At 71.8% G+C, this 24,714-nt stretch carries 23 protein-coding genes; 10 read left to right on the forward strand and 13 right to left on the reverse strand.

Annotation, left to right across the window (positions count from 1 at the left end; all coding sequences use genetic code 11):
- Positions 1-14 precede the first annotated feature (14 nt).
- Complete coding sequence (locus OIC96_RS23600) at positions 15-842, forward strand: hypothetical protein (protein ID WP_330305916.1); 828 nt, start codon at positions 15-17, stop codon at positions 840-842.
- Between the two features lie 205 nt (positions 843-1,047).
- Here the strand turns inward: OIC96_RS23600 and OIC96_RS23605 are convergent, their stop codons facing one another.
- On the reverse strand, positions 1,048-2,886 hold the full coding sequence (locus OIC96_RS23605) for an alkyl/aryl-sulfatase (RefSeq protein ID WP_330305915.1): 1,839 nt from the start codon (positions 2,884-2,886) through the stop codon (positions 1,048-1,050).
- 231 nt (positions 2,887-3,117) lie between these two features.
- On the opposite strand from OIC96_RS23605, the gene OIC96_RS23610 reads away from it, so the two are divergent.
- Positions 3,118-5,148, forward strand: coding sequence for a TerD family protein (locus OIC96_RS23610; RefSeq protein WP_330305914.1), 2,031 nt, complete (start codon positions 3,118-3,120; stop codon positions 5,146-5,148).
- 35 nt (positions 5,149-5,183) lie between these two features.
- On the opposite strand, the gene OIC96_RS23615 is transcribed toward OIC96_RS23610, so the two are convergent.
- From OIC96_RS23615 to OIC96_RS23640, 6 genes are all read right to left on the reverse strand, one after another.
- Positions 5,184-5,405 carry a hypothetical protein gene (locus OIC96_RS23615; protein ID WP_327430204.1) on the reverse strand — a complete coding sequence of 74 codons (222 nt, stop codon included), beginning with the start codon at positions 5,403-5,405 and terminating at the stop codon, positions 5,184-5,186.
- Between the two features lie 82 nt (positions 5,406-5,487).
- Positions 5,488-7,251 carry a transglycosylase domain-containing protein gene (locus tag OIC96_RS23620; RefSeq protein ID WP_330305913.1) on the reverse strand — a complete coding sequence of 588 codons (1,764 nt, stop codon included), beginning with the start codon at positions 7,249-7,251 and terminating at the stop codon, positions 5,488-5,490.
- A gap of 32 nt (positions 7,252-7,283) precedes the next feature.
- A complete protein-coding gene (locus OIC96_RS23625) occupies positions 7,284-8,030 on the reverse strand; it encodes a hypothetical protein (RefSeq protein WP_330305912.1) in 747 nt (248 codons plus the stop codon).
- Positions 8,027-8,491: a SigE family RNA polymerase sigma factor gene (locus OIC96_RS23630; protein WP_330310202.1), complete on the reverse strand. Its 465-nt coding sequence runs from the start codon at positions 8,489-8,491 to the stop codon at positions 8,027-8,029. The genes OIC96_RS23625 and OIC96_RS23630 overlap by 4 nt, the downstream gene beginning before the upstream one ends.
- 225 nt (positions 8,492-8,716) lie before the next feature.
- Entirely contained in the window at positions 8,717-9,325 is a 609-nt protein-coding gene (locus tag OIC96_RS23635) for a hypothetical protein (RefSeq protein WP_330305911.1), read from the reverse strand.
- A 148-nt stretch (positions 9,326-9,473) separates the two neighbouring features.
- Entirely contained in the window at positions 9,474-10,478 is a 1,005-nt protein-coding gene (locus tag OIC96_RS23640) for a L,D-transpeptidase (protein ID WP_330305910.1), read from the reverse strand.
- A 111-nt stretch (positions 10,479-10,589) separates the two neighbouring features.
- Here OIC96_RS23640 and OIC96_RS23645 point away from each other — a divergent pair, with 111 nt between their 5' ends.
- Together OIC96_RS23645 and OIC96_RS23650 are read left to right on the forward strand one after the other, a co-directional pair.
- Positions 10,590-11,111, forward strand: coding sequence for a SigE family RNA polymerase sigma factor (locus OIC96_RS23645; protein WP_327430199.1), 522 nt, complete (start codon positions 10,590-10,592; stop codon positions 11,109-11,111).
- Positions 11,101-11,787 (forward strand): L,D-transpeptidase, encoded by a 687-nt coding sequence (locus OIC96_RS23650; protein WP_330305909.1) that lies wholly within the window; start codon positions 11,101-11,103, stop codon positions 11,785-11,787. Before OIC96_RS23645 ends, OIC96_RS23650 begins: the two co-directional genes overlap by 11 nt.
- A 154-nt stretch (positions 11,788-11,941) precedes the next feature.
- On the opposite strand, the gene OIC96_RS23655 is transcribed toward OIC96_RS23650, so the two are convergent.
- On the reverse strand, positions 11,942-13,285 hold the full coding sequence (locus OIC96_RS23655) for a helix-turn-helix domain-containing protein (RefSeq protein WP_330305908.1): 1,344 nt from the start codon (positions 13,283-13,285) through the stop codon (positions 11,942-11,944).
- Between the two features lie 152 nt (positions 13,286-13,437).
- Between OIC96_RS23655 and OIC96_RS23660 the strand changes: the two genes are divergently transcribed.
- From OIC96_RS23660 to OIC96_RS23670, 3 genes are all read left to right on the forward strand, one after another.
- Positions 13,438-13,608 carry a hypothetical protein gene (locus OIC96_RS23660; protein WP_330305907.1) on the forward strand — a complete coding sequence of 57 codons (171 nt, stop codon included), beginning with the start codon at positions 13,438-13,440 and terminating at the stop codon, positions 13,606-13,608.
- On the forward strand, positions 13,605-14,849 hold the full coding sequence (locus OIC96_RS23665) for an amidohydrolase (protein WP_330305906.1): 1,245 nt from the start codon (positions 13,605-13,607) through the stop codon (positions 14,847-14,849). Before OIC96_RS23660 ends, OIC96_RS23665 begins: the two co-directional genes overlap by 4 nt.
- A gap of 155 nt (positions 14,850-15,004) precedes the next feature.
- On the forward strand, positions 15,005-16,969 hold the full coding sequence (locus tag OIC96_RS23670) for an Ig-like domain repeat protein (RefSeq protein ID WP_406501822.1): 1,965 nt from the start codon (positions 15,005-15,007) through the stop codon (positions 16,967-16,969).
- A gap of 130 nt (positions 16,970-17,099) precedes the next feature.
- On the opposite strand, the gene OIC96_RS23675 is transcribed toward OIC96_RS23670, so the two are convergent.
- From OIC96_RS23675 to OIC96_RS23685, 3 genes are all read right to left on the reverse strand, one after another.
- Complete coding sequence (locus OIC96_RS23675) at positions 17,100-18,230, reverse strand: hypothetical protein (RefSeq protein WP_330305904.1); 1,131 nt, start codon at positions 18,228-18,230, stop codon at positions 17,100-17,102.
- 125 nt (positions 18,231-18,355) lie between these two features.
- Positions 18,356-19,600: a PP2C family protein-serine/threonine phosphatase gene (locus OIC96_RS23680; RefSeq protein WP_330305903.1), complete on the reverse strand. Its 1,245-nt coding sequence runs from the start codon at positions 19,598-19,600 to the stop codon at positions 18,356-18,358.
- A 7-nt stretch (positions 19,601-19,607) separates the two neighbouring features.
- On the reverse strand, positions 19,608-20,246 hold the full coding sequence (locus tag OIC96_RS23685; protein WP_330305902.1) for an NAD(P)-dependent oxidoreductase: 639 nt from the start codon (positions 20,244-20,246) through the stop codon (positions 19,608-19,610).
- A 102-nt stretch (positions 20,247-20,348) separates the two neighbouring features.
- Here OIC96_RS23685 and OIC96_RS23690 point away from each other — a divergent pair, with 102 nt between their 5' ends.
- On the forward strand, positions 20,349-20,792 hold the full coding sequence (locus OIC96_RS23690) for a hypothetical protein (protein WP_330305901.1): 444 nt from the start codon (positions 20,349-20,351) through the stop codon (positions 20,790-20,792).
- A 75-nt stretch (positions 20,793-20,867) separates the two neighbouring features.
- Here OIC96_RS23690 and OIC96_RS23695 read toward each other — a convergent pair whose 3' ends face one another.
- Positions 20,868-21,515, reverse strand: coding sequence for an SH3 domain-containing protein (locus tag OIC96_RS23695; RefSeq protein ID WP_330305900.1), 648 nt, complete (start codon positions 21,513-21,515; stop codon positions 20,868-20,870).
- A 173-nt stretch (positions 21,516-21,688) separates the two neighbouring features.
- Between OIC96_RS23695 and OIC96_RS23700 the strand changes: the two genes are divergently transcribed.
- Positions 21,689-22,588, forward strand: coding sequence for a hypothetical protein (locus tag OIC96_RS23700; protein WP_330305899.1), 900 nt, complete (start codon positions 21,689-21,691; stop codon positions 22,586-22,588).
- Here OIC96_RS23700 and OIC96_RS23705 read toward each other — a convergent pair.
- Positions 22,503-23,834 (reverse strand): aminotransferase-like domain-containing protein, encoded by a 1,332-nt coding sequence (locus tag OIC96_RS23705; protein WP_330310201.1) that lies wholly within the window; start codon positions 23,832-23,834, stop codon positions 22,503-22,505. The genes OIC96_RS23700 and OIC96_RS23705 overlap by 86 nt on opposite strands.
- Positions 23,835-23,929: 95 nt before the next feature.
- Between OIC96_RS23705 and OIC96_RS23710 the strand changes: the two genes are divergently transcribed.
- Positions 23,930-24,712: an alpha/beta fold hydrolase gene (locus OIC96_RS23710; RefSeq protein WP_330310200.1), complete on the forward strand. Its 783-nt coding sequence runs from the start codon at positions 23,930-23,932 to the stop codon at positions 24,710-24,712.
- Positions 24,713-24,714: the final 2 nt, after the last annotated feature.

Consider the following 24,714-nt stretch of genomic DNA (forward strand, 5'->3'; position numbering starts at 1 on the left):
GGGAGGCCTCCGTCATGAACCGTCCGTCGTCCTGTCTCCTCGCGTCCGCCCTGACCGCGGGCATGCTGCTGTCGACGGCCGCGTGCTCGAACGGCGGCGGGGACAGCGGTTCCGGCCATACGGAGGTCTCCGCGTCCGCCCTGGCCAAGGAGTCCCCCGCCAAGTCGCCCAGCGTGTCCGCCACGCCCGCGCTCACCGAGGCCCAGGCCCAGAGCGCACTGATCACCAACACCGACCTGGGGTCGCAGTGGACCGAGACGCAGGGCGCGGCGACCTGGCGGGACGCGCTGCTCAAGAGCAAGGTCGACGCGTCGGCCTTCATCGAGAACAAGGGGGACGCCGCCGACTGCCAGCAGCTTCTCGACGGTCTGTACGCGGAGGACCTGCTGGGTACGCCGAAGGGCGCCCAGGCCGTCACCGGCTTCGACGACAGCGACAACGAAGCGCAGATGCGTTACCAGGTCGCCGCGTACGACCGGGCCGGGCTGGACTCGAAGCTGGCGTGGATGCAGACGCTGCCGACGAAGTGCGACCAGTTCACGGCCGTCGACAACAAGGGCGGGCGGCAGACCGTCCAGGTCGTCTCGGCGTCGCCGCCCGACGTGGGTGACGCGCGGGTGGGGCTGCAGATGACCATGACCGGTGAACTCGACGGCAACCCCTCGACGCTGACCCTGGACATCGGTGCCGTACGGGTCGGCGACAACGGCATCTACGTCACCAACGGCGGCCTCAACGGCTCCGACGGCAACTCCACCGTCCAGGCCGTCGAGGCCGGCACCCAACGCCTCCAGGACGTCATGTCGGGCAAGACCCCGCCCCACACCCCGCCCGCTAGCTGAGGCCGGGCGGTTCCTCGCCCCCGCCGCCCCTACCCGTCCCATCCCGTTCCTGAGGGCTGCGCCCCCAGACCCCCTAAAAGATTGCGCAGTTCCCCGCGCCCCTAAAAGGGGCGCGGGGAACTGCGTGGTACTGCTGGACGCCACGTCGGTGAAGACGGTGAAGCAGTCCGACAACCCGTACGAGCGCCGCCAGCCCGCCCGGTGGCTACGGCGTGACGACCGGAAAGGCCTTGTCCGGCTCGGAGACGTACGAGAGCAGGCGGGCCAGGAGTTCCGTGTCGCCGTCGGTCTCGATGCCGGCGAGGCCCTGGCCGGCGAGCAGACCGCGCAGTTCGGGCCGGGTGAGGATCAGCGTCAGTCCCGCGTGCGGCTTCGGTGTGTGGTGGACCGGCATGCTGCGATGGGTGAGTGCCCCGTGGTGGAGGTTGACGCGGTGGCGGCGCTGTTCGTCGATGACGACGAGGTCGAGGGTGAGGTGTTCGTTCCAGGCGCGCGGGCCGTCGATGCGGACGGCGAGCGAGTCGAGGAGCATGCTCACGGTCAGCGCGGACGCCATCTCGGAGCCGGCGGTGTCGATGTCGCTGCCGGTCGGGCCCTCGCGCAGTTCCAGGGCGGCTGTCAGATAGAAGTTGCGCCAGGTGCCGTTCTCGGCGCCGTGCCCGAGCCGGTCGTAGACGCCGGCGAGGGCTTCCTTGGCGGCGGTGCTCGCCGGGTCGGCGAAGACGACGTGATTGAGGAGCGTGGCGGCGAAGCGGAGGTCGCCGCCGTCGGCGTACGTACGGGCCTTCGCCAGCGCCTGCTCCGTGCCGCCCGCCAGCTCGACGTAGCGCCGGGCGAGCTCGACGGGCGGGTGCTCCCAGAGGTGGGCGGGATTGCCGTCGTACCACCCCATGTACCGCTGATAGACGGCCTTGACGTTGTGGCTCACGGATCCGTAGTAGCCGCGCGCGTGCCAGGCGTTCTCCAGGTCGGGCGGCAGGCGCAGCTCCTCGGCGATCTCGGGGCCGGTGAGACCGTTGTTGAGGAGGCGCAGGGTCTGGTCGTGCAGGTACGCGTACAGGTCCCGCTGTTCGCCGAGGAACCGGACGACGTTCTCGCGCCCCCAGGTGGGCCAGTGGTGGGAGGCGAACGCGACGTCGTACGCATCGCCGAAGATGTCGATCGTCTCGTCGAGGTAGCGGGCCCAGACGCGGGCGTCGCGGACCAGGGCGCCGCGCAGGGTGAGCAGGTTGTGCAGGGTGTGGGTGGCGTTCTCGGCGACGCACAGGGCGCGCTGGTCGCGCAGCAGGAAGTTCATCTCGGCGGGTGCCTCGGTGCCGGGCGTCAGCTGGAAGACGAACCGCACCCCGTCGACGGTCTCCTCCTGCCCGGTGCGGGTGATGTCCACGGTCGGCGCGATCAGGCCGACGCTCCCGGTGGAGGTGATGGTGCCGAGCCCGGTGCCGATCTGCCCGTCCGGCGCCTTCGGCAGGTGCTGCCCGTGCATGAACGCGGCCCGCCGCAGCATGGCGTTGCCCGCGTGGACGTTCTCGCTGACCGCGTGCTCCAGGAACCCCTCCGGGGCGAGCACGGGCAGCCCGCCCTCACTGCCGTGCGGCAGCACCCCGCGGGCCCCGCCGAAGTGGTCGACATGCGAGTGCGTGTAGATCAGCCCGGTCACGGGCCGCGGTCCCCGGTGCTCCCGGTAGAGCGCGAGGGCGGCCGCCGCGCACTCGGCGGAGATCAGCGGGTCGACGACGACCACGCCGTGCTTCCCCTCGACGACGGTCATGTTCGAGAGATCGAGCCCCCGAACCTGATAGACCCCCTCGGTGACCTCGTACAACCCCTGCCGCGCACACAACCGCGCCTGCCGCCACAGACTCGGATGCGCGGTCTGTGGACACTCACCGTCCAAGAACGCGTACGCGTCCCCGTCGTAGACGACGCGCCCCTCCTCGTCCCTGACCACACCCTGCGCCAACGCCGCGATGAACCCCCGATCGGCGTTCTCGAAGTCGGCGAGATCGTCGAAGGGAAGGTCATCACGCGCCGGGGCAGTCATACGGCCAGCCTGTGCGGCGGGCTGGGGGACGGCTAGCGGTGTGGGCCGTTCGAGGGGGGTGTTCGAGGGTGGGGTGTTCCGCAATGCGGACAACGGCAATGGCGAACCGACGCCAGTATTCCGAGGTGAACGCTAAGGTTCGCTTGATGCGCCGCGTGTGGGGCGCGTCACACATCGCTACGAAACAGGCCGCCGGGGGGCTCCTGCGCGGCTGTGCATCTGGGGGGCCTCATGCACGAAATGATCAAGGGTGCCAACGTCGGTCTGGCGTCTTTGAGCGCGGACATCGACTCGGTGATGGTGAGCCTGAGCTGGAGCAGTCCGACGGGCGAGGGTGACGCGGACGTCTCCGTGCTGCTGCTGACCGCCGACGGCAAAGTACGCAGTGACGCCGATTTCTACTTCTACAACAACCCCGTCGCGCCCGACGGAAGCGTGCAGGTCCTGGGCAAGGCGCCGACGGCCGACGGCAACGAAGACCGCATCACCTTCGATCTCACCGCCATTCCGCCGGGGATCGAGCAGATCGTCGTGGCGGCGAGCCGGTATGAGGGTGCCGGATTCGGGGACCTGCACGACCTGCGGCTGACTCTCGCGGACGGCTCCGGGGAGAGCCTGCTGCGGTACTCCATCGAAGACGCCGGTACGGTCGGCGCGCTGCTTTTCGGTGAGCTCTACCGTCGGGGCGGGGACTGGAAGTTCCGCGCGATCGGGCAGGGGTACGAGTCGGGCCTGGCCGGACTGGCCACCGACTTCGGCGTCGACATCGACGACGCCGCCGAGACCGAGCCGGAGGCAGAGGCAGAGGCGGGGGAGCCGGCCATCGAGGCAGCGGTCGAGGCCGTGTCCGTCGAGGCACCGGAACCGGCCGTCGGGGCGCAGGCGGTGCCCGCGCCGGTGGAGGCCGTGCCCGCGAAGGCCGCACCCCGCCCCCGTACCGCCAAGAAGAAGGTGACGCTGCCCAAGGTGGCCAAGAAGCCCCTCGCCGAGAACGACGCCTGGCGCACGGCACGGCTCTTCCCCGCCTCCGCCCTGAAGAGCGACCGCGAGCGGGAGACCCGGGCGACGTCCGTCCTGCTGTCGGTGATGGCACAGGTGCCGGAGTTCGGCCGCAGACTGACCGCGGCCTTCGGGGCACCGGCCGGACGCATGGAGACGTTCACGGAGGTCTCACTGCCGAACGGGGACTCTCCGCGACGGCCGGACGGTGTCATCCGCGTGGAGCGGGCGGGCAAGTTGTGGACCGCGCTCGTGGAGACGAAGACGAACGGGAACTCCCTCAAGCCGGACCAGGTGCAGGCGTACGTCGACATCGCCGCACGGCGGGGCTACGAGGCAGTGATCACCGTGTCCAACGACGTGGAACTGGACGGCAGCCCTCTCGTCGACGTCAAGACGGACGGACGGCGCAAGAACAAGGTCGCCCTCCGGCACTTGTCCTGGGCCGACGTCACCCACCAGGCACAGATGTTGATCCGCCACGAGGGCGTCGCCAACGCCGCGCACGCCTGGCTGCTCCAGGAACTACTGCACTACCTCCAGCACGAGAACTCCGGCTGCCACGGCTTCCAGAACATGGGCCCGGCCTGGGTGCCCGTGCGCAACGGCATCGACGACGAGACCCTGTGCCAGGGCGATCCGCGCGCGGTGGATGTCGTCGAGAGCTGGGAACGGCTCGTGCGGCAGGTGTGCCTACGGCTGGGCGGTGAACTGGGCCAGAAGGTGCTCCCCGTTCAGCGGGCCAAACGGGGCACGGACCCCCGGGCGCGGCGCGCGGACCTGGCGGATCAGCTGTGCCTCGAAGGAAAACTGGACGCCGAGCTGCGCATCGAGGGCACACCCGGCGTCCTCGCGCTCTGCGCGGACCTGCGCACCGGCAAGCTGCGTACGTCCATCGAGATCGCGGCACCCGAACAGGGCTACCCGCTCACCTGGGCCAAGCGGCTCGTCCGTCAGCTGGACGAGGCGCCGGCCGACCTGCACGTCGAAACCCTCCTCGAGGGGCAGACAAGTGGTCCGCGGGGCACCCTGGAGCGCCTGCGCCCCGAGCCTGCGGACATCCTCCCCAAGAACGGCGCCCCGATCACGGGCTTCCGCCTGTCCCTCTTCCGGGGCATGGGCAACACCCGCGGCAACGCCGAATCCGGCTTCATCCGCAGTGTCGACGAGTCCGTCGACCGCTTCCACACGCATGTGGTCGTCCATCTGGACCGCCGCACACCGCGACCCCGGCAACCTGCGGAGGCCGCTGTCGCGGGGTGAGGTGGCCGGGGTGCGATTACGTCACACGGAGTGGGTCAGAGCCGGTCCATCCGGGTGTAGGGGCTGAGGACGCGGACCTGGCGGGCGCCGAAGTCGACGAGCATCGCGATGCCCTCTTCGACGCCGACGATCGTGCCCAGGCCGTACTGGTCGTGGGAGACGCGGTCTCCGAGGCTGAACTCCTTGGCCACGGGGATGACCGGGGCAGCGAAGGGGCTGGTGGGCAGGTGGCGCCGGGGCGCGGAGGATTTCGACATCGTGTAGCCAGTATGGGCCCTATTTCGGCGGGCGGTAGGGCCTGATGGTCTCGATCCCGCTCCGACTCGGGGTTCATGGCTCTCAGCCGCCGGACAGCTTCGTGGCTGTCGGCGCGGGTACCGGGACGTTCTCCCCGGACTTCCTCCAGGACGACGACGGCGCCAGTCTGTGGCGTACGTCCGCCGTGACGCGGGAGGCGAGAGCGGAGACGGTGGCGGGGAGCTGGGCCGTTCGGGCCGGGTGCTTGCCGTGGGCGGGGTGCTGGGCGAAGAGGGCGACCGTTACGGCGAGTCGTTCGTCATACGTGGTGTGCCAGAGCGTGCGCGTGCCGGCACTGCCGGTGAACGTGGGCAGTGGGCCGCCCTCGGAGTACACGAGCTTGTTGGCCACGTCCACGGCGAGCCGGTCCATCGCGGTGCGCGTGTCCGGGTGGGCCGCGTAGACGGTGCGGCCCCCGCGGGTGATCTTCTGGACGGTGTAGGGCTGGGCGTAGGTGCCGTTCGCCGCCGCCGTGGCGTACGCGGCGGCCAGCCGGAGCGGGGTGGGCGCGGCGGACTTCCCCAGGGTGGTCAGGGGCGGGCCCAGCTTCCTCACCGTGAACGGCAGGAGCGCCGTGCCCGCCTCCACCGCTCCGTGCAGCGCGTCGTTGAAGGGCTGGCGGGCGTAGTCCGCGCCGCCGTACAGGACCCGGACCGCACCGTCGCCGGGGACCAGCGCGACCACCGCCGTATGGAGCCGGGTGTCCTTCTCGGCCGGCTGGTCGGCCACCAGCTCCGCCGTCGCGTCCTGGGCCGTCAGGTCGAAGGTGGTGCGGACGGTGTAGCCGCCGCGGGCCAGCTCGTCCTGGGTGATGCCCAGCCGGTCGGCGGCCTCCGCGGCGGCCACGTCGATCAGGTACTGGCGCTGGCCGTCGGTGTCACCGGGCGGATAGAAGCGGAACGCCGGGAAGCGGGCCGCGCCGCGCTGGGCCGGTGTGATGGCTCCGCTGTCGGCCATCGCGTCCAGCACCCACTCCCACCGGTCCGTCAGCTTCGCCGTCACCTTCGCGTCCGAGCCCGCCTTCTCGTAGTACGAGGGGATGTTGACGATGGCGGCCAGGGCGGCTCCCTGGCTGACGGTCAGGTTCTTCGCGTCCACGCCGAAGTAGTTGCGTGCCGCCGCCTGGATGCCCGCCGCGCCCCGGCCGAAGTACACCGTGTTGAGGTAGCCCTCCAGGATCTCGTCCTTCGACCTCGTCCGGTCCAGCTTGATCGCGATCAGGGCCTCCCGCGCCTTGCGGGACAACGACTGCTGTGGGCTGAGCAGCGCGTTCTTCACGTACTGCTGCGTGATCGTGGAACCGCCCTGCCGGCCGCCCCCGCTCACCGTCGACCACGCCGCCCGGGCGATCGCGCTCGGCGAGATCCCGGTGTCCGTACGGAAGGAACGATTCTCCGCGGCGATCACCGCCTCCTGCACATGCCGCGGCACCTGCGAGAGCGGCACCTCCTGACGGTCGACCGGCCCGCGCCGCCCCAAATAGTCGCCGTGCGCGTCGACGAACACCGTGCTCTGCATCGCCGTCTCCGGGTGCGGCTCGGGGATGATCGTCATCTTGTACGCCACCACGGCCGCGCCGACGAGCGTCAGCAGGACGACGAGCAGCGCGACCAGCACGCGCCGCAGCCGGCGGCCGCGGGTGCGGCGGGCCCGGATACGGCGGGCGCGGAGGTGACGGGCCAGGCGGGCGAGGGCGCGTCGGTGGAGGGCACGTCGGCGGAGGGGGGCGCCGTCGGTGCCAGTTCCGGTGCCGGTTCCGATGCCGGTGCCAGGGCTGCCCCCGGGGGCTTGCGCGGCTGCCTTCATCCCGGCCCTCTTCCCTGCCTTCTTCCCGGCCCTCACTGCGCGAACTCCTGGCTCGCGATCACCCCGCCCGCCGAGTCGTACACCGTGACTCTCCTGGTGATGCCGAGCACGCTGTCCGTGGACGTCACGGAGTCCGGCACCTTCATCACCAGGTACCAGACACCCCAGCCGGGCTTGCCCGCGAGCGTGAGCGCGGTGCCGGCGCGGTCGCCCGCGGCGGTCTTGACCTCGACGCGTGCCGGTTCGCCCGTGCCGTGGAAGATGCCGGAGAGGAAGTAGCTGTTCCCGTCCCCCGACTGCTGGAGGCTGACGCCGGGGCTGCTCATGTCGAGGTTCCCGTCCGTGACGCTGCGGAACTGGGCGCCGGGCGCCCCCGGCTCCAGCCAGTGCTTGCCGTCCTCGGTCAACCAGATCTTGGTGCCGGGCGCGACCCGCACCCGCTCGCCGGGTGTCACGACCCGCACCTTCCCCGCCGGCGCGGTTGCCGAGGGCGAGGGGCTCGTGCTGCCGGCGCTCGCGGCGGGCGGGCGCACGTGCTCGCCGGGTCCGGAGGCCGTGCCGTCGCGGAGCACCACCACCGCCAGCGGCACCAGCAGCGCCCCGCAGGCGGCGCCCAGCACGGCGGTCCTGCGGCGCCGCCCGCGCCGGCGGCCCTCGCGCTCGATGGCGGCCAGCGGTACCGCGGAGGGCGTGACGTCGTACGCGGCCTCGGTGAACGCCTCGCGCAGCCGCTCGGCCTCGGCGGCCGGCGGGCGCGGGGAACGGAAGAGGTGGTTCATGGGCGGGCTCCGGAAACGGGGGGTCGGCCGGCGAACAAGGGGTGGGCGCGCAGGGCCGCGAGGCCGCGCCGGGCATGCGTCTTGACCGTGCCGACCGAGCAGCCGAGCAGCTGCGCGATCTCGGCCTCGCTCAGGTCCTCCCAGTAGCGCAGCACCATCACGGCACGTTGCCGCGCCGACAGCGCGGCCAGCGCCTGCTCCAGGGCCGCCCGCTGCTCGACGGCCTCCGCGTGCCCGGGCTCGCGCTGGTGCACCCGCTCGGGCAGGAACGGCGTCAGCAGCTGCGCGACCCGTCTCTTGCGCACCCGGCTGAGGTTGTTGTTGACCAGCGAGCGGCGTACGTAGAAGTCGACGTCGTCGCGCGGGACGCGCCGCCAGCGTGCGTAGACCTTGGCCAGCGTGGTCTGGACGAGATCCTCGGCCTCGTGGAAGTCGCCGGTGAGCATGTGCGCGGTGCGCACGAGGCGGGGCCAGGCCGCGGTGGCGTACGCGGCGAAGTCGCCGTTCTCGGCCGGACTTTGGGAGGCGGCGACAGGAACTTCGGAGACATCGGCGGGAACTTGGGAGGCGTCGGTGGGGTAGTGCGGCACGGCCGGCGGTCCCTCGGGGTCGGGTACGTGGGGGGGTGGGGGTGGGCGGTGCGGGGGAGTCGAGACCTGAACAACCCGACTCTCCCGCCCGCACGGTCAGTTGAGCTTCAGCTGGGCGTAGACCTTGCCGTGGGTGGTGTAGACGGTGACGCCGTCGAAGTAGTCGAGGCCGCCCTTGTCATCGCCGGCCGGCACCTCGGCGGTGGCGTACCAGACGCCCCAGCCGGGCCTGCCCGCCAGCTCCAGGAGCTTGCCGTGCACGGTCCCGGCCGCGGTCTCCACCTCGACGCGGGACGCGGTGCCCTTGCCTCCGTAGTACAGGCCGGAGAGGAAGTAGTGGCCGTCCACGCCTTCCGTCTGCATCGACACACCGGGCTGGGTGAGGTCGATGTTCCCGTCGACCACGCTGCGGAACTGCGGCTCGGGAGACTCGGGCGTCGTCCAGTACTTGCCCTCCTCCGTGAGCCAGATCTCCGCGCCGCCCGGGACCTTCACATGCTCGCCCGGCGCGACGACACGGGCCGAAGGGGACTTCCTGACAGCCGGCTTGGCGGCCGGCTTGGCGGCGGACTTCACGGTCTGGACGACCTGCCGGTCGGTGCCGTGCGCCGCCTTCCCCGGTGAGGCGGCGTACGACACCGTGGGCGCCCCCACCAGTGCGACGGCGACCGCGGTGGCGGCCAGGTACTTCTGCTTCCGTGACATGGAACGGATCATTGAACGGACAACTCCTCGCGTTGTACGACATCCGAAACTGGCTGGAGGGCGCCTCTCCACCCCTTCAAACTCCCGGCGCTCGCACCCCGGATGACACGAAGGCCGAAAATTCTTCGCCGGGAATTCCTCGCGGGTGTCATGTCAGCGCGCTCCCCGCCCGCCACTGCTCCCAGCTCACGTTCCAGTCGCCGTACCCGTTGCCGGCGGCCACCGTGTCCTTGGAGCCGACGACCGTGACGACGTCGCCGGGGATGACCTCGTCGTAGAACCTCTTCGCCGTGCCGTCGGTGGCGAGTCCGACGCAGCCGTGGGTGACGTTCTGGTGCCCGGCGTACGTGTTCGCCTTCGGGTTCTGGTGGAGGTAGGTGCCGGAGGTGGTGAGGTGGACGGCGTAGTAGTAATAGCCCGCGTAGGAGTCGCCGTAGCCGACGGTCCGCGAGTCCATGAAGACCTTGGCCGACTTGTCGGAGACGACCATCGTGCCGTTCCAGGTGTCCATGCCCGGGGCGCCCGCGGTGATCGGCACGCGGCGCGTCGAACCGGCCTTCTCAACCGTCATGGTGTGTGTACGGACATCGACCGTGGCGACGAGGGAGCGGCCCACCGTGAAGTGGCGAGTGATTCCGGCACCGGCCCTGACGGTGACCGCCGTGCCGGGCTTCCAGTACGCGCGCGGCCGGAAGTCGACGCGCTGCCCGTCGAGGAGATTGCGGTCCCTGACCCAGCTCCATGAGCCCTCGACCTCGGCGGTGACCTTCAACTGCCGCTCCACCTCGGCCCGTTCGGCGACCGGTATCACGTGGTCGAAGGTCACGGAGATGGGCATCCCGACCCCCACGGTCTGCCCTTCGGCGATGTTGACGCGCGCGCCCCGCAGGGACTTGAGGGGGGTGGAGGTGGCGCTGGGCGTGGGCGTGGGCTTCGGTGAGGGGTTGAGGGTGACGGTGCCGGCCGGCTTCGCGCCCGCGTCCGCCCCGGTCCCCGCGCTCGTGCCCCCGCTCCCGTCGGCCACGGCCCGCGCCGAGCAGCCCGCCAGCGCGAGCGCGCACACGGCCGCCGCGCCCCAGGCGCGACCGATCCGCCGCCGCCTGGCTTCTGTTGGTCTCGTACTCCCCGTGCTCCCCGCGGTCCCCGTAGTCATCGCGATCCCCCTGTGGTGTGTTTCGATGTGCGACGTACGGGACCTGTACGCACGGCACGGACGGCCGGGTTGCATCGGGCCGCGGAAATTCCGGAAACTCCGGCGGGGGGCATGACCGAGGAAGAGTTCGACGCGTTCTACGCGACCGCGTTCCCCCGGTTGACCGGCCAGCTCTTCGCGTTCACCGGGGACCACGGCGAGGCGCAGGATGTCGTCCAGGAGGCGTTCGTACGCGCCTGGGACCGGCGGCGGGAGTTCCTCGCCGACGGGGCGCCCGAGGCGTGGATACGGACCGTGGCGATGCGGCTCGCGGTGAGCCGCTGGCGTCGTGCGCGCCGCTGGCTGGAGCTGGTCCGGCGCACTCCGCCGCCCGAGCACACGCCGGGCCCCGACCCCGAGCGCACCGCCCTGGTGGCCGCGCTGCGCACGCTGCCCGAGGCGCAGCGGATGGCCCTGGTTCTGCACCATCTGTGCGACCTGAGTGTCGAGCAGGTAGCCTCCGAAACCGGTGCCCCCGTCGGCACGGTCAAGGCCCGGCTGTCCCGTGGCCGGGCGGCGCTGGCGCGGGTGCTCTCGGTGGACTCGACGGACTCCGCGGACGAGGGGGAGAGGGAGGGCGGCCGTGTCCGATGAACTCACCTCGGGCCTCAGGGAGTTGGCCGCCGAAGGTGAAACGCTCCCGGTGCTGTCCGGTGCGGAGATCCGCGGCCGGGCGGTACGTCGTCGGCGGCGCCGGCGTACGACCGTGGCCGTGGCGGGTGCCTCCGCCGCCGTGGCACTCGCCCTGGTCGTCGCGGTGAACCTCGGCGGCGGCCACACGGAGCGGCGCCCGTCGCCGGCCGCCAGCCCGACCGGCACGCCGAGCCTTCCGGCGACGCCCGACGCCACGGTCGATCTCTCACGGCGTGTCATCTCGGTCGCAGGGCGGGAGCTGCCGCTCTCCTCCGGCTCCGTGTGGGCGCCCACGGGGACGGGCCGGATGATGGTCATCGCCAAGGAGGCCGCCAAGGTGCTGCCCGCTACCGAAGCCGGTTACAAGGTCGCGTACGACCTCAAGGTGCCCTGGGTCATCGAGTTCAGCACCTCCGACGGGACGGCCAACTACATCGCCGGACTCACCTACGACGAGAAGGCTCCCGGCAACTACGACCGCACCACCGGCTGGATCGGCCTGCGTACGGCCGACGCGAAGTGGCTGTACGCGCAGCTGCAACTCGGCTCACTGATCGACATCGAGGGAACGGCACCCTCGCCCGTGCCTACGGCTACCGCCGGTTCGGGTGGGGGCGCGGGGGGCTCGACCGGCTAGGTTTTCGCCCCCGCCGCCCCTACCCGTCCCATCCCGTACCTGGGGGCTGCGCCCCCAGACCCCCGCTAAAAGATTGCGCAGTTCCCCGCGCCCCTTTTAGGGGCGCGGGGAACTGCGCGATCTTTTGGACCAGCCCCCACGCGCCCCCACCCCGTCAGAGCGGGGGCTGGGCCGGGGCCGGGCCCAGGGTGGTGGTGCCGGGGGCCGTGCGGTGGCCGAGGCCTGTGCGGTAGGCGTCGAGGGCCGCCTCGATGCGGCCGGTGCGGCGGAGCAGGTCGCCGAGGAGGCGGCACAGGTCCGCGAGGTCCCCCGCCGCCCCTGCCCGCTCCAGCAGGCTCATCGCCCGTACGTAGTGCTCCTCCGCCGTCTCCGTGTCCCGCGCGTCCTCCGCGATGATGCCGAGGAGCCGGTGCGCCCCGGCCGAGTGGACGGCGCCCCGCTCGGGGCTGAGATCACCGAGCACCCCGTGGAGCAGCCCCGCGGCCTCGTCGGACTTCCCGCGCCGGTGGAGCACGTCGGCCAGTTCCACGGCGACCTGGCTGGTGTAGAGGGCGGCCCGCTTGGCGGAGAGCATGGCCTGGGCCTCGCGCAACTCGCTCTCCGCCCGCTCCAGTTCGCCGTTCTGGGCGTACAGGTACCCGCGCATCCAGTGACAGTTGGCGAGCTCGGTACGGATCTGGAGCTGGCGGTAGAGCTCGGCGGCCTTGGCGAGGGACACATCGGCCTCGGCCATCCGCCCCTCGGCGATCATCGTCCGCGCCACCGAGCGGTGCATGCGGGCGACCAGCGCCGGGTCGCCGACCTGGGGGGCCAGGGCCAGCGCGAACTCGGCCGCCTGGGCCGCCCGGGCGTGCGCGCCCATGTCCATGTAGGGCGCTATGACACCCGTGTAGAGGAGCAGGAGGGCGTCCGGATCGTGCAGCCCTGTCCGGTTGAGCTCATCGAGCGTGGACTCGAACAGGTAGCAGGCGTAACGGAGTTCACCGGCGAGGTAGTGGGAGACGGCCCGTCCGCGCACGGCGGGCACGCGCTGCGGGAGCGGTGCGTCGCCGGTCCTGCGCTCCGATTCCTCGAACCGCTCACGCGCCGTGGCCAGGTCGCCCGTCTCCAGGGCGCATTCACCGAGCCCCAGCAGCGCGGCGGCCTGCTCGGCGACCAGCCCGTGCGCGTCCGCCTCCGCGAGCAGACCGGTGTACTGCTCGGCGGCGACCTCGGCCTCACCGGTGGCGAGCGTGCGCTGCGCGTCGGTCAGGCGGAGCCGGAGGTCGGTGGCGAGGTGGGCGGGGCGGCCGGTGGTGAGCTCCTCGTAGGCGATCCCGAGCCGGTCGGCGATGTGCCGCAGCGCGAGCTCGGAGGCCCGCACCCGGCCGGCCTCCAGGGTGGAGATGTACGCGGGCGTGTACGCGGGTTCCGCCAGCTGCTTCTGCGTCAACCCGCGTTCCGTACGCAGCTGTTGCACCCTGCGCCCGATGATCTCCGGGCCGTCACGCTCCGCCATGTATTAAGCATGCCATTAAGTCGACTTACGTTCGGTCAACTCTTGACTATCGTCCAACTCCCCAGGGCCCTCTTGCCCTTTGATGCCGGGAGCCCCTACGTTAAGCGACGGATTAAGCCCGCTTAATACTGCGCTGTTGCTGCGAGGTCGCCGTGTTCCGACGTATTTTCGCGCGCTACTCCAGAGGGTTCGGTGCGGCCGTCATCGCGGTCGCGGCACTGGTCACGGCGGCGAACGCGGGCCCGGCCCGCGCGGCGGAGCCGCATTCCGCCGCACACGCCCCCGCGCCCCTCGGCGGCATCTCTCCTACCCTGGCCCCGTGACCTCTTCCGCCGCCCGCACCGCGCTGGACCTCACCGCCGACCTCCCGGTCCCCGCCCTGGAGGACTTCTACCGGGATCTGCACCGCCATCCCGAGCTGTCGCTGGAAGAACACCGGACGGCGGCCCTCCTCGCGGAACGGCTGCGGAAGGCCGGGTACGAGACCGCCGACGGCGTGGGCGGCACGGGAGTCGTGGGCGTGCTGCGGAACGGCGACGGGCCCACCGTGCTCCTGCGCGCCGACATGGACGCGCTGCCCGTCACCGAGGAGACCGGGCTGCCGTACGCCTCCGAAACCGCCGGAGTCATGCACGCCTGCGGTCACGACCTGCACGTCACCTGGCTGACGGGCGCCGCCGACGCGCTCGCGGCGGGACGCGACACCTGGTCCGGCACGCTGGTCGTGCTCGGGCAGCCCGCCGAGGAGACGGGCGAGGGCGCGGCCCGCATGGTCGCGGACGGGCTGTACGAGCGCTTTCCGCGGCCCGATGTGCTGCTCGCCCAGCACGCGGCGCCCGGCCCCGCCGGGCTGTACGCCCACTCCCCGGGGCTGATCATGTCCGCCGCCACCGACATCGACATCGTCGTGCACGGGCTCGGCGGGCACGGTTCGCGGCCGGAGGCGACCGTCGACCCCGTGGTGACGGCGGCGTACCTCGTCACCCGGCTGCAGACCGTCGTCAGCCGGGAGGTCGCCGCGCGCGACTCCGCCGTGCTGACCGTGGGGCGGATCGAGGCGGGCACCCGGCACAACATCATCCCGTCCGAGGCCCGCATCGCCCTCAACCTCCGTACGCAGTCGGAGGACGTGCGCGAGCGGATGATCGCCGCGATCCGGCGTATCGCGGCGGGTGAGTGCCTGGCGGCCGGCTGCCCGCGCGAGCCCGAGGTGACCGTCGGCAGCAGCTTCCCGGTGACCGTCAACGACCCCGACACCGACCGTCGTATCGCCGCCGTGCACGGCGAGGTCTTCGGCGCCGGGACGATCCTCGACCCGGGTCCCGCGATGGGCAGCGAGGACTTCTCCCGGCTGGCGGAGGGCGGACTGCCGTACTCCTACTGGTTCGTGACGACCACCCCGGCCGACGTCTGGAACGCGACCCCCGGCGGTGACGACGTCATGGCGCGGCTCGCGACCGTGCCCAGCAACCACAGCCCGCTCTTCGCCCCCGACCTGAGCACGGTCGCGCCGGGTGTGCGGACGCTGGTGTCGGGGGCGCTCGCGTCGTTGTCGGTGGCGTGACCTAGTCTTCGCTCACTCGCCACACGAGGCACACAGGCCCCACACGGCCACGCATGGTCCCGCACGGTCCGGCATGGTCCCGCACGGCCGCCTCCTGCCCGGCGCCCACATCTCCTTCGTCTTTTTCGTTCCGGGGGGTTCGAATCAGCGTGCGTATGCGCACTCTTCCCATCGCCACGGCGTTCGCGGTCGTCTTCAGCTCCGCCGCCCTGGCCATCGGCACGGCCGGCACCGCCGCCGCCGACTCCAGCAAGAGCCTGCCGGTCAAGTCGTCCGCCGACATCGTGGTGGACGGCGTCCACCAGCACGTCTTCGTCAGCGACCCGTCCAACGGCAAGATCGTGGTCACCGACTACGCCGGAACCGTCGTCAAGCAGATCACCTCCCTGCCGGGTGTCATCGGCATGGAACTGTCGGCCGACTCGAACACGCTGTACGCGGCGGTGCGCGACGCCGACGCGGTGGTCGCCATCGACACCACCACGCAGACGGAGTCCGCCCGTTACGCGACCGGCGACGGCCACTACCCGCAGAGCGTCGCCCTGGCCGGCGGCAAGCTCTGGTTCGGCTACGGCGCCTCCGGGGGCGGCAACATCGGCTCGCTCGACCTCTCCGGCGAGCAGCCCGTGGTCACGCTCGACCAGGACCCGAACGTCTTCTGGTACAACGCGCCGATGCTCGACGCCGCGCCCGGCTCGAACCTCCTGGTCGGCGGCGAGAGCGACCGCCTCGGCGTGTACGACGTCTCCTCGGGCACCGCCACCCGCACCGCGACGGGCAACGGCAGCGGCAGCTTCGGGGAGCTCCAGGTCACCCCGGACGCCCAGCACGTCGTCGTGGCCAGCGGATCGCCGTACTACCACCAGGTGTTCAAGACCTCCGACCTCACCGCGGACGGCAAGTACGCCAGCGACGCGTACCCCAACTCCGTGGCGATCGCTCCGGACGGCGCGGTCGCGGCGGGCATCGACGGCTCGTACGAGCCGGACGTGTACGTGTACCGGCCGGGCACCACCACCTCGGTCCGCGACTACGACTTCCCGAACACGGGCCAGACCTCGGGCTCCGACCTGCTGGCCACCTCGGGACTGGCCTGGGCGCCGGACGACAGCCGGCTGTTCGCGGTGACGTCCAACAGCGAGGGCGTCTACTCGCTGCGCGTCCTGACCGACCCGACCAAGGCCGCCACCGCCATCACCGTGGACGCCCCGGCCACCGCCACCCGCGCCAAGCAGCTCACCGTCAAGGGCAAGGTCACCTCCAAGCTCGCGCTCCCGACGGGCGCCAAGCTCACGGTCACCCGCACCGACCTGGAGTCGCCGAGCGGCAAGGCCCTCGCCTCGACGACGGTCAAGTCCGACGGCACGTACTCCTTCACCGACACCCCGCCCGCCGGCGGCAAGGTCAAGTACACGCTGAAGTACGCGGGCGACGCGGACCACTCGGCGGGCTCCGGCTCCGACACGGTGGAGGTCTCGCGCGCCGCGACCACCCTGTCGCTCAACAACAACGGCAAGGTGTACGCGTACGGCGCCGACGTGAAGTTCACGGCGCACCTGGGGACGACGTACAAGAACCGCAAGGTCGAGATCTGGTCCGACCCGTACGGTTCCGACAAGCCCAACAAGCTGGTGAAGTCGGGCACGGTCAACTCGTCCGGCAATCTGTCGGTGACCCTCGACCTGACCCGTGACGCGAAGATCACGGCGAAGTTCGCGGGCGACGCGCGCTACAAGCCGAAGACGGCGACCAGCACGGTCGGCGCCCACGTGAAGGTCTCCACGGCGGTCAGCGGTCACTACAAGACCAAGTCGGCCTGGAGCCACACGTACTACTACTTCCACCAGTCCAAGGACCCCGTCTTCACCACCACGATGACGGCGTACCCGGGCCGCAAGCAGCGCCTCCAGATCCAGGTGTACACCCAGGGCTCCTGGCAGACCACGGGCACCGAGTACTTCGCGCTCAGCTCGTCCGGCAAGTCGGCGGTCACCGTGACCGGCACCCCGCCGACCGGCTACCGGTTCCGGGTCCGCGACTCGTACATCAACGCCTCGTCGGGCGACACCGTCAACTCCACGACGCACGGCGCCTGGAAGTACTTCATCTTCACCAGCTGAGGTTCACCAGCTGAGGCCGGCTTCACTTGGCGCGCGGCAGGCGATCCGACTTCTGACCGCCTCCGCCGCCACGTGGGCCCCGACGGTCAGCGCCTCTCCTGGAACTGAACCTGAGGGGTGAACTGGTTCCTCAAGCCTGCGTCTGGAGTTGGAGCAGATGCTGCTGGACGTGGTCCAGCGCGCCCTGCCGGCGGCCCGGCACGTTCAGCCTCAAGTCGGCCAGCGCGGGCCCCAGTTCACGGGCCCGTGCCGTGTCGTCGATGCGGCCCCACTGGTGGTGGGCCCGGTCCACGGCCGACTCCACGGCCGGGGAGTCGGGGGCCTGGCCGGCGTTCATCCGTGTGGTCGCGATCGTCAGCCAGGTACGGCAGCTGAGGACCGGGTCCCCCGCGAACATCGCCAGGTCCGCCCGGACCTCCATCCAGTGCAGCACCTGTTCCGAGGCGGGCCCGTACGTACGAAGGGCCTGCTGCTCCCACTGTCCGGCCAGCGCGGCGGCCTCCCCGTGCCGGCCGGCCTGGACGGCGGCGGAGATGGACTCGTGGGGGTCGGCCGGAGCCACGGGTGGCTGGGCCGGTAGCGGCGGGGGTGCCGTCGGCGTGGGCGTACGCGGCTGCGGGGGCACCGCCGGTGTACCCGGCGTCAGCACCAGGTCCGTACGGCCGTCCTCGCCCATCACCCGTGTCAGCGCCTGCTGATGGAGCTGTGGGAGCGGGGGGCGCCAGCCGCTGCGGAGGATGGTGGCCACGGCTCTCATGTATGCCGGTGCCGCCACCGTGCGGCGGGGCGGGGGCGGGGCGATCCTGCCGTAGAGGGAGGCGGACGGGCCCGCCGTCAGGGGGTGGGCGATGAGGTGGTCCCAGGTCTCCGCGTCGGCGTGCAGGTCGACGAAGAGGGTGGTCGTGCCCGGCGGGCGCAGCCGGAGTTCCTCGGTGATCCAGTGCCAGGGGAAGGCGGTGTAGCGGACCGTCGCCGGGGTGGTGCGGGCGAGGGCGAGGTGGGGCAGGTGCTGGCGGCGGTCCAGTTGGAGCTGGCCGGTCACGAACACCGTGAGCGGGCCGGGGGCCGTCGCCGCCGCGCGCAGCCGGGTGAGGACCGCCTGCGGCTCCAGCGGGTCGGCCAGTTCCACGACGTTCGCGGTGTCGGTGCCCGACAGCACCGCGGGCGACACCGCCGCCAGTACGGGGAGCACGGACGCCGCGTCCACCAGACACCCCTTGCCCACCGGTGAGGCCGCGAGGAGCAGCACGGTTCCGGGCATAGGTTCCCTCCCCCATCGATCAGGTACGTCAGCACCGTAGCCGCTGCGGGTGCAAAGGGGGGACGCGAGGATCGCGAACGCCCTGCTATGGCTACCGGCCCCTCCCGGCTTCCCTGCGCCTCCCCCTATGTCTCTCTCCCCGTATGCCTCTCCGCCTCCGTGCGCTCCGGGCGTCGTACGGCGAAGATCGTTGTGTCGTCGACCAGATGACCGCCGGCGTGCAGCAGGGTGCCGTCGCGGACGAACTGGACCAGGTGGTGCGGTTCGGCGGTGCGTGGGTCCTCGGCCAGGGCCTGGGCGACCCGGTCGCGGAGCGGGAAGAAGACGCCCGCCGCGTCGCGGGCCTCGGTCACGCCGTCGGTGACCAGGAGCAGGGTCTCGCCGGGGGCCAGCGGGACGCGCAGCAGGGGCGGCGGGTCGTACGTCAACTCGCTGAGCCCGAGCGGGAGTCCGTCGCCGGACGGCAGCGACCGTACGCCGTCGGGGGCGATCACGAGCGGGGGTTCGTGACCGAAGTTGATGACCTCGACGGTGTCCGTGGCGGCGGATTCGGGGAAACCGACCAGGATGCCCGTGGCGAAGCGGTCTCCGTCGTCGCGGCCGATCGCCGCGCAGTAGCGGACGTGCCGCAGCATCCGGACCTCCAGGCGGTCGGCGACCGTGTGGAGCCGGGGTTCGTGGTACGCCGACTCGCGGAACGTGCCGAGCAGCGCGGCCGCCGCCTCCACCGCCCCTAGCCCCTTGCCCTGGACGTCGCCGAGCAGGACGCGGGTGCCGTGCAGGCCCGGCTGGATGTCGTAGAAGTCGCCGCCGACGCGGGCCTCGCTGTCGGCGGCGAGGTACACGGCCGCGTGGTCCAGGTCGCCCCAGCCCGGGGCCAGCGGGCGCAGCAGGGTGCGCCGGGTGGTCTCGGCGACGTCCCGCATGTGCAGCATGCGCTGCTCGCCGCGGACCCGGACCGCGCAGGCGAGGGTCGCGAGGATGCCGCCGACGGCGACGAGGATGAAGTCGGGCAGGCCCGTCTGGTACTGGCTCGGCCAGGACGTGTCCACGAGGACATAGGCGATCAGCGAGAGCACCGCGAGCACGGCCGTGCCCGAGACCCCGCAGATCGCCGCCGCGATACCGGGCACCAGCACGATCCAGGAGACGATCCGGAACTCGCCGGCGGTGTTCCAGTCGAGCAGCGCGATGGTGACGAGCAGCAGCAGCGGCGGCAGCCACGCGACGCTGCGGCCGCCCACCCGCAGCAGCTTCTGCCGCTGGACGGCATCCGGCCGTGCGGTGGGCGGCCGGAAGCCGAGCAGGGATCTCCGGCCGCCCGCCGCGCCGTACCGCCCAGGCCCCGGCTTCGGCCTCGGCCTCGTCATCGGCTCGTCAGTACGCGACCGACATCCGGGCGCGCGGGTGGGCGTCCTTCTCCAGCTCGTCGACGAAGGCGATCGCGTAGTCCTCGGCGCTGATCCGGCTGTTGCCGTGGTCGTCGGTGAGCATCCGGTCGCCGCCGATACGGAAGGTGCCCGTACGTTCGCCGGGGGCGATCTCGGCGGCGGGCGAGACGTAGGTCCAGTCGAGGCCGTCGTCGACGGTGCGGTAGTAGGCGAGGGCGTCGCGGTGGGCGAGGGCCTCCGGGAGGTAGGCCTCGGGGAAGCCGGGCTGGTCGGCCACCGCCTGTCCGGGCGCGATCTCCAGGCTGCCGGCGCCGCCGACGACCAGGAGCCGCCGCACGCCGGCCTGCCGTACGCCCTCCACCAGCGCCCTGTTGATCGCGAGGAAGGGCTCGCGCGGGTCGGAGCCGTCCCTGGGCGGCACGCAGGCCGAGGCCACCGCGTCCGCGCCCGCCGCCAGCTCCGCCACCTTCGCCGGGTCCGAGGCGTCCGCCGCCGTCGCGGTGACCCCGGGGATCGGGGACTGCCCGGAGCGGCTCACGGCCACGACCTGGTGTCCGCGCGCCGATGCCTCCGTGGCGATACGGCTGCCGACCATGCCGGTGGCGCCGAAGAGTACGAGCTTCATGAGGCTCAGCGAAACACGGGGTCAGGACCGCCGCATCCCGACTTGCCAGGCGCCCCGGCGAGGTGTGCCCTGGAAGGCGGGGCGAGGAGAGAGGAGCCTCCCATGGCTCACGCGGCACCCACATCACGTACGACATCATCTGCTGACGTAACGCCGGACGTCTTCGGACCACAGGTCCACGCCGTCGCGAAGGTGGCGGTACCCGTCGTCGGCGGGCTCATCTACGGCTTCTGGGCCGCGGCGATCAACCGCGACGGCGGCCCGATCACGGGCTGGAACGTCCTGTTCGGCTTCGTGTGCGCCATCGCTGTGGCGGCGCTCTACGTCGGCGTACGCATGCTGGCGCCGCACATGCGCCGCGAGCTGCACGCGGTGCTGTGGATGGCGTTCGCGGGCATCTCGTTCGGGTTCCTGTACGCCCAGACCGGCGCCTCCGTCCTGCGGTCCACGCTCATGGCGCTGGGGGTCGCGGCGGGCGTGTTCGCGGTTGCCTTCTACCGCTACTACACGCACGAGGACGCGGAGGGGCACCCCCATCCGCACTGACGCCCGGTGGAGACAAACGGCGCACGAGGTCCCGGCAGAATGCCGGGGCCTCGTGCGTCTCCCTCACTCACCTACTCACCTGCCTCCTGGGACCCAGTCCCAGGAGCTGGAAGAGGAGCCGGTCAGGCTCCAGCTCCACGAGCCGGAGATGCTGAAGCTCCAGGTGCCCGAGCCGGAGGAACTCCAGCCGGGGTCGTTGCAGGGGTCGGAGTTCCAGGACGAGTTGTCGTTGTTCCAGCTGGATTTGTCGTCATTCCAGTTGGAGTTGTTGCTCCCGCCGGAGCCGCCGTTCCAGCCGGAGTTGTCGTTCCCGTTCGAGTTGTTCCAGTACCCGTCGTTCGAGTCCGGGCACGGGTCCGAGCAGCTCGGCACCCACTGCCGGCCGGTGTCCACGAAGGCGGCGCTGGCCCAGGCGTGCGCGCCCACGAGCCAGTACCAGTCGGAGTCGCCGAAGACGCTCTGTCCCGTCACCACGCACTCGACGCGGTCTTGGGTGCCCGGTGAGAGCCTGCCGACGACCGGCGAGTTCGAGGTGGGCTGCAACCGCAGGTTCAGATCGCCGCGGGAGACGACAGTGCCCCATACCGGACTGTTCGAGCCGCCGCCACCGGAGGTGTGCGCCGACGGAGCCGCAGCCGCCGGGGTGCCCACCGCCGCCGCGGTGAGAACGCCGCCGGTGAACAGGGCCGCGGCAAGGGTCCGCAGGGCCGGGGTTTCGCGCATATCGGCCTCCTTCTCCCCAGATCCAGGTAACACCCGTTCGGGTGAGCGCTCCACCGGAGAGCGTGGGGCCCGTGTGGTTACTGGGGTTTGGGGGTCCCCGTTCGGCTTGTCGTATGCGCCCATATGCAGTCACACCGCTCGCACGGGAGGGCCGGGGGGCTTTGCCTGGTGGGGTGTCCCAAGGTGTCCGGAGCGCTCTGTCGGCCGTGCTGATCGTGTTCGCCTGCCTGCTGGCGCCGCTCGGCGCGCTGTCGACCTGGGCGATGTACGGGCTCGGCGACTCCGGGCGGTACGAGGCCACGATGGCGCCGCTCGCCTCCGACACCGACGTACGGGACGCGATCGCGTCCGGCGTCACGGACGGCATCCTGCGCGAGGTCCACGTACGGCCGCGGTTGCAGGGCCCGGTGAACCACTTCGTGCGGGACGCGGTGCGCTCCTTCACCGAGACCGAGGCGTACCGCACGGCGTGGCAGGCCGCGAACATGGCCGCGCACGACGCCGTGATGCGGGCGCTGCGCGAGGACCGCGAGGGCGCGGTGACCGTCGACCTCGCGCCCGTCACCGAACGGGTCAAGCGTCAACTCGCCGATGACCACATGCCGTTGGCGAACCGGATCCCCGTCGAGCACACCGAGATCACGGTGCTCGCGGCCGAGGATCTGGCCCAGCTCCGGAAGGGGTTCCACGTGCTCGAAGTCGCCGGTTTCTGGCTGCCGGTCGGCGCGGTCGTCTTCGCCCTCGCGGGCATCCTCGTCGCGGTGTGCCGCCGCCGGGCGGTCCTGGCGACCGGGCTCGGCACCGCGCTGGGGGCCGCGTTCCTCGGCGTCGCGGTCGCCGTGGGGCGCCGGCTCACCCTCGCCGATCTGCCGCCCGACGTGTCCCGGACGGCCGCGGGCGCGGTGTACGACGCCCTCACGGAAACCCTCCGGTTCGTCTCCTGGCTGCTGCTGGCCCTGGGCCTCGCGGTGTCCCTGACCGCCGTGCTCACGGGCGCGTACGCGCGATACCGGCGAGCGTCCGGAGAGCTTGCGCAAGCTCCGGCGGAGCAGTCGACGCGAGTCCGAGCCTGACGCAGTCCTCGGCGCGCGTGCCGAGGACCGGAACGGTGAAGGCGGACCCCGGGGTGATCGCCATCCCCCGCTCCGCCGCGGCCGCCGCGAAGGTGTCGGCGCGCCACGGGTACGGCAGCTCCCACCAGGCGTAATACCCGTGCGGGTCGGAGTGCACGGTGTACCCGCGCAGATGCTCGGCGACCAGGCGCTGGCGGTGCGCCGCGTCCGCGCGCTTGGCGCGGACCAGGTGCTCCACCGTGCCGTCGGCGATCCAGCGCACCGCCGCCTCCAGGGCGAACCGGCTCGCGGTCCACGCGCCCGAGCGGAGAGCCGCCGCCGCCTGCTCGACCCGTCCCTCCGGCGCGACGAGGAAACCGACCGTGAGGCCCGGGGCGACACGTTTGGAGAGACCGTCGACGACATACGTGCGCTCGGGCGCGTACGCGGCGAGGGGGTCGAGGGGGCCCTCGTGGAGGAAGGACCAGATGCGGTCCTCGACGAGTGGGAGGTCCAACGCCCTTGCCGTGGCCGCCAGTTGGTGCCGTCGCGCTTCCCCCATCGTCACCGACGTCGGGTTGTGCAGGGTCGGCTGGACGTACACGGCGGACAGCGGTGTCGAACGGTGTGCGGCCGTGACCGCCTCCGGGCGGAGCCCCTCCGCGTCCATGGGCAGCGGGACCAGCGTGATGCCAAGACGGTTCGCGATCTCCTTGACCAGGGGATACGTCAGGGACTCGATGCCGACGCGGCCCCCGGGCCGTACGAGGGAGGCGAGCGCGGCGGCGATGGCCTGACGGGCGTTGCCCGCGAAGGTCAGCCGGGACGGGGCAGGGCGCCAGCCCGGGGCGGCGAGGAGCCCGGCGGCGGCCTCGCGGGCGGCGGCCGTGCCGGTGGCGGGCGCGGTGCGCAGGGACTCCGCGAGGACGTCGGGGCGCAGCAGCGGGGCCAGGGCGGGGGCGAGGAGCTCCGACTGGCCGGGCGCGGAGGGGTAGTTGAGCTCCAGGTTGACCGGTGCGGTGGTCGCCGGTTCGGCGAGCGCGCGGCCCGAGGGGAGCGGCGCGGCCCGCACGAAGGTGCCGCGCCCGACCTCGCCGACGACCAGTCCGCGCCGTACCAGTTCGCCGTACACCCGCCCGGCCGTCGACCCCGCGATGCCGCGCCGCCGCGCGAACACCCGCTGCGGGGGCAGCCGTTCACCGGGCCTGAGCCGCCCGGCGGCGATGTCCTCGGCGATCCGGTCGGCTATCCGCCGGTAGTCCTCCACCATGTCGATCCCCCTGTCCGGCGCCCGGAACAGGATTGCACCGAGAGCAAAGATCTTATTGCACCGAGGAGTTGGGCGAGCCTAGGGTCATGGCCATGGCACCCTTCCTCGCATACGAGGACGAAGGGGGCGCCGGTTCGTCGGCGCTTCCCCTTGTCCTGATCCACGGCCACCCTTTCGATCACACCATGTGGGCTCCCCAGACCGCCGCGTTCGCGCCGGAGCGCCGCGTGATCGCCCCGGACCTGCGCGGCTACGGCGCCTCCCCGGTGGTCCCCGGGGTCACCCCCCTCTCGACGTTCGCCGAGGACATCGCGGCGCTGCTGGACGAGCTGGGGGTGGCGGAGTTCGTGCTGGCCGGGCTCTCCATGGGCGGCCAGATCGTCATGGAGTGCTACCGGCAGTTCCCGGAGCGGATCCGGGGCCTGGTCCTCGCGGACACCTTCCCGGCCGCCGAGACACCGGAGGGCAAGAAGGCCCGCAACGACATGGCGGACCGGCTGCTGCGTGAGGGGATGCGCGGGTACGCCGACGAGGTGCTGCACAAGATGGTCGCGCCGTACGCGGACGCGGAGGTCACGGCCCATGTGCACCGCATGATGACCTCGACCCCGCCCGAGGGCGCGGCGGCCGCCCTGCGGGGCCGGGCCGAACGCCCCGACTACCGCGAGCTGCTGACCCGGGTCACCGTCCCGGCCCTGGTCGTCGTGGGCGCCGACGACGAGTACACCCCGGTGTCCGACGCGCAGGCGATGCACGCGGCGCTCCCCGACTCCACGCTGCACGTGATCGGGTCGGCGGCCCACATGCCGAACCTGGAGCGGGCGGAGGAGTTCAACGGGGTGCTGGCGGGGTTCCTGGCGCGGCTCGGCGACTGAGC

The organism is Streptomyces sp. NBC_00775 (assembly GCF_036347135.1).
Taxonomy (GTDB): Bacteria; Actinomycetota; Actinomycetes; order Streptomycetales; family Streptomycetaceae; genus Streptomyces; species Streptomyces lutosisoli.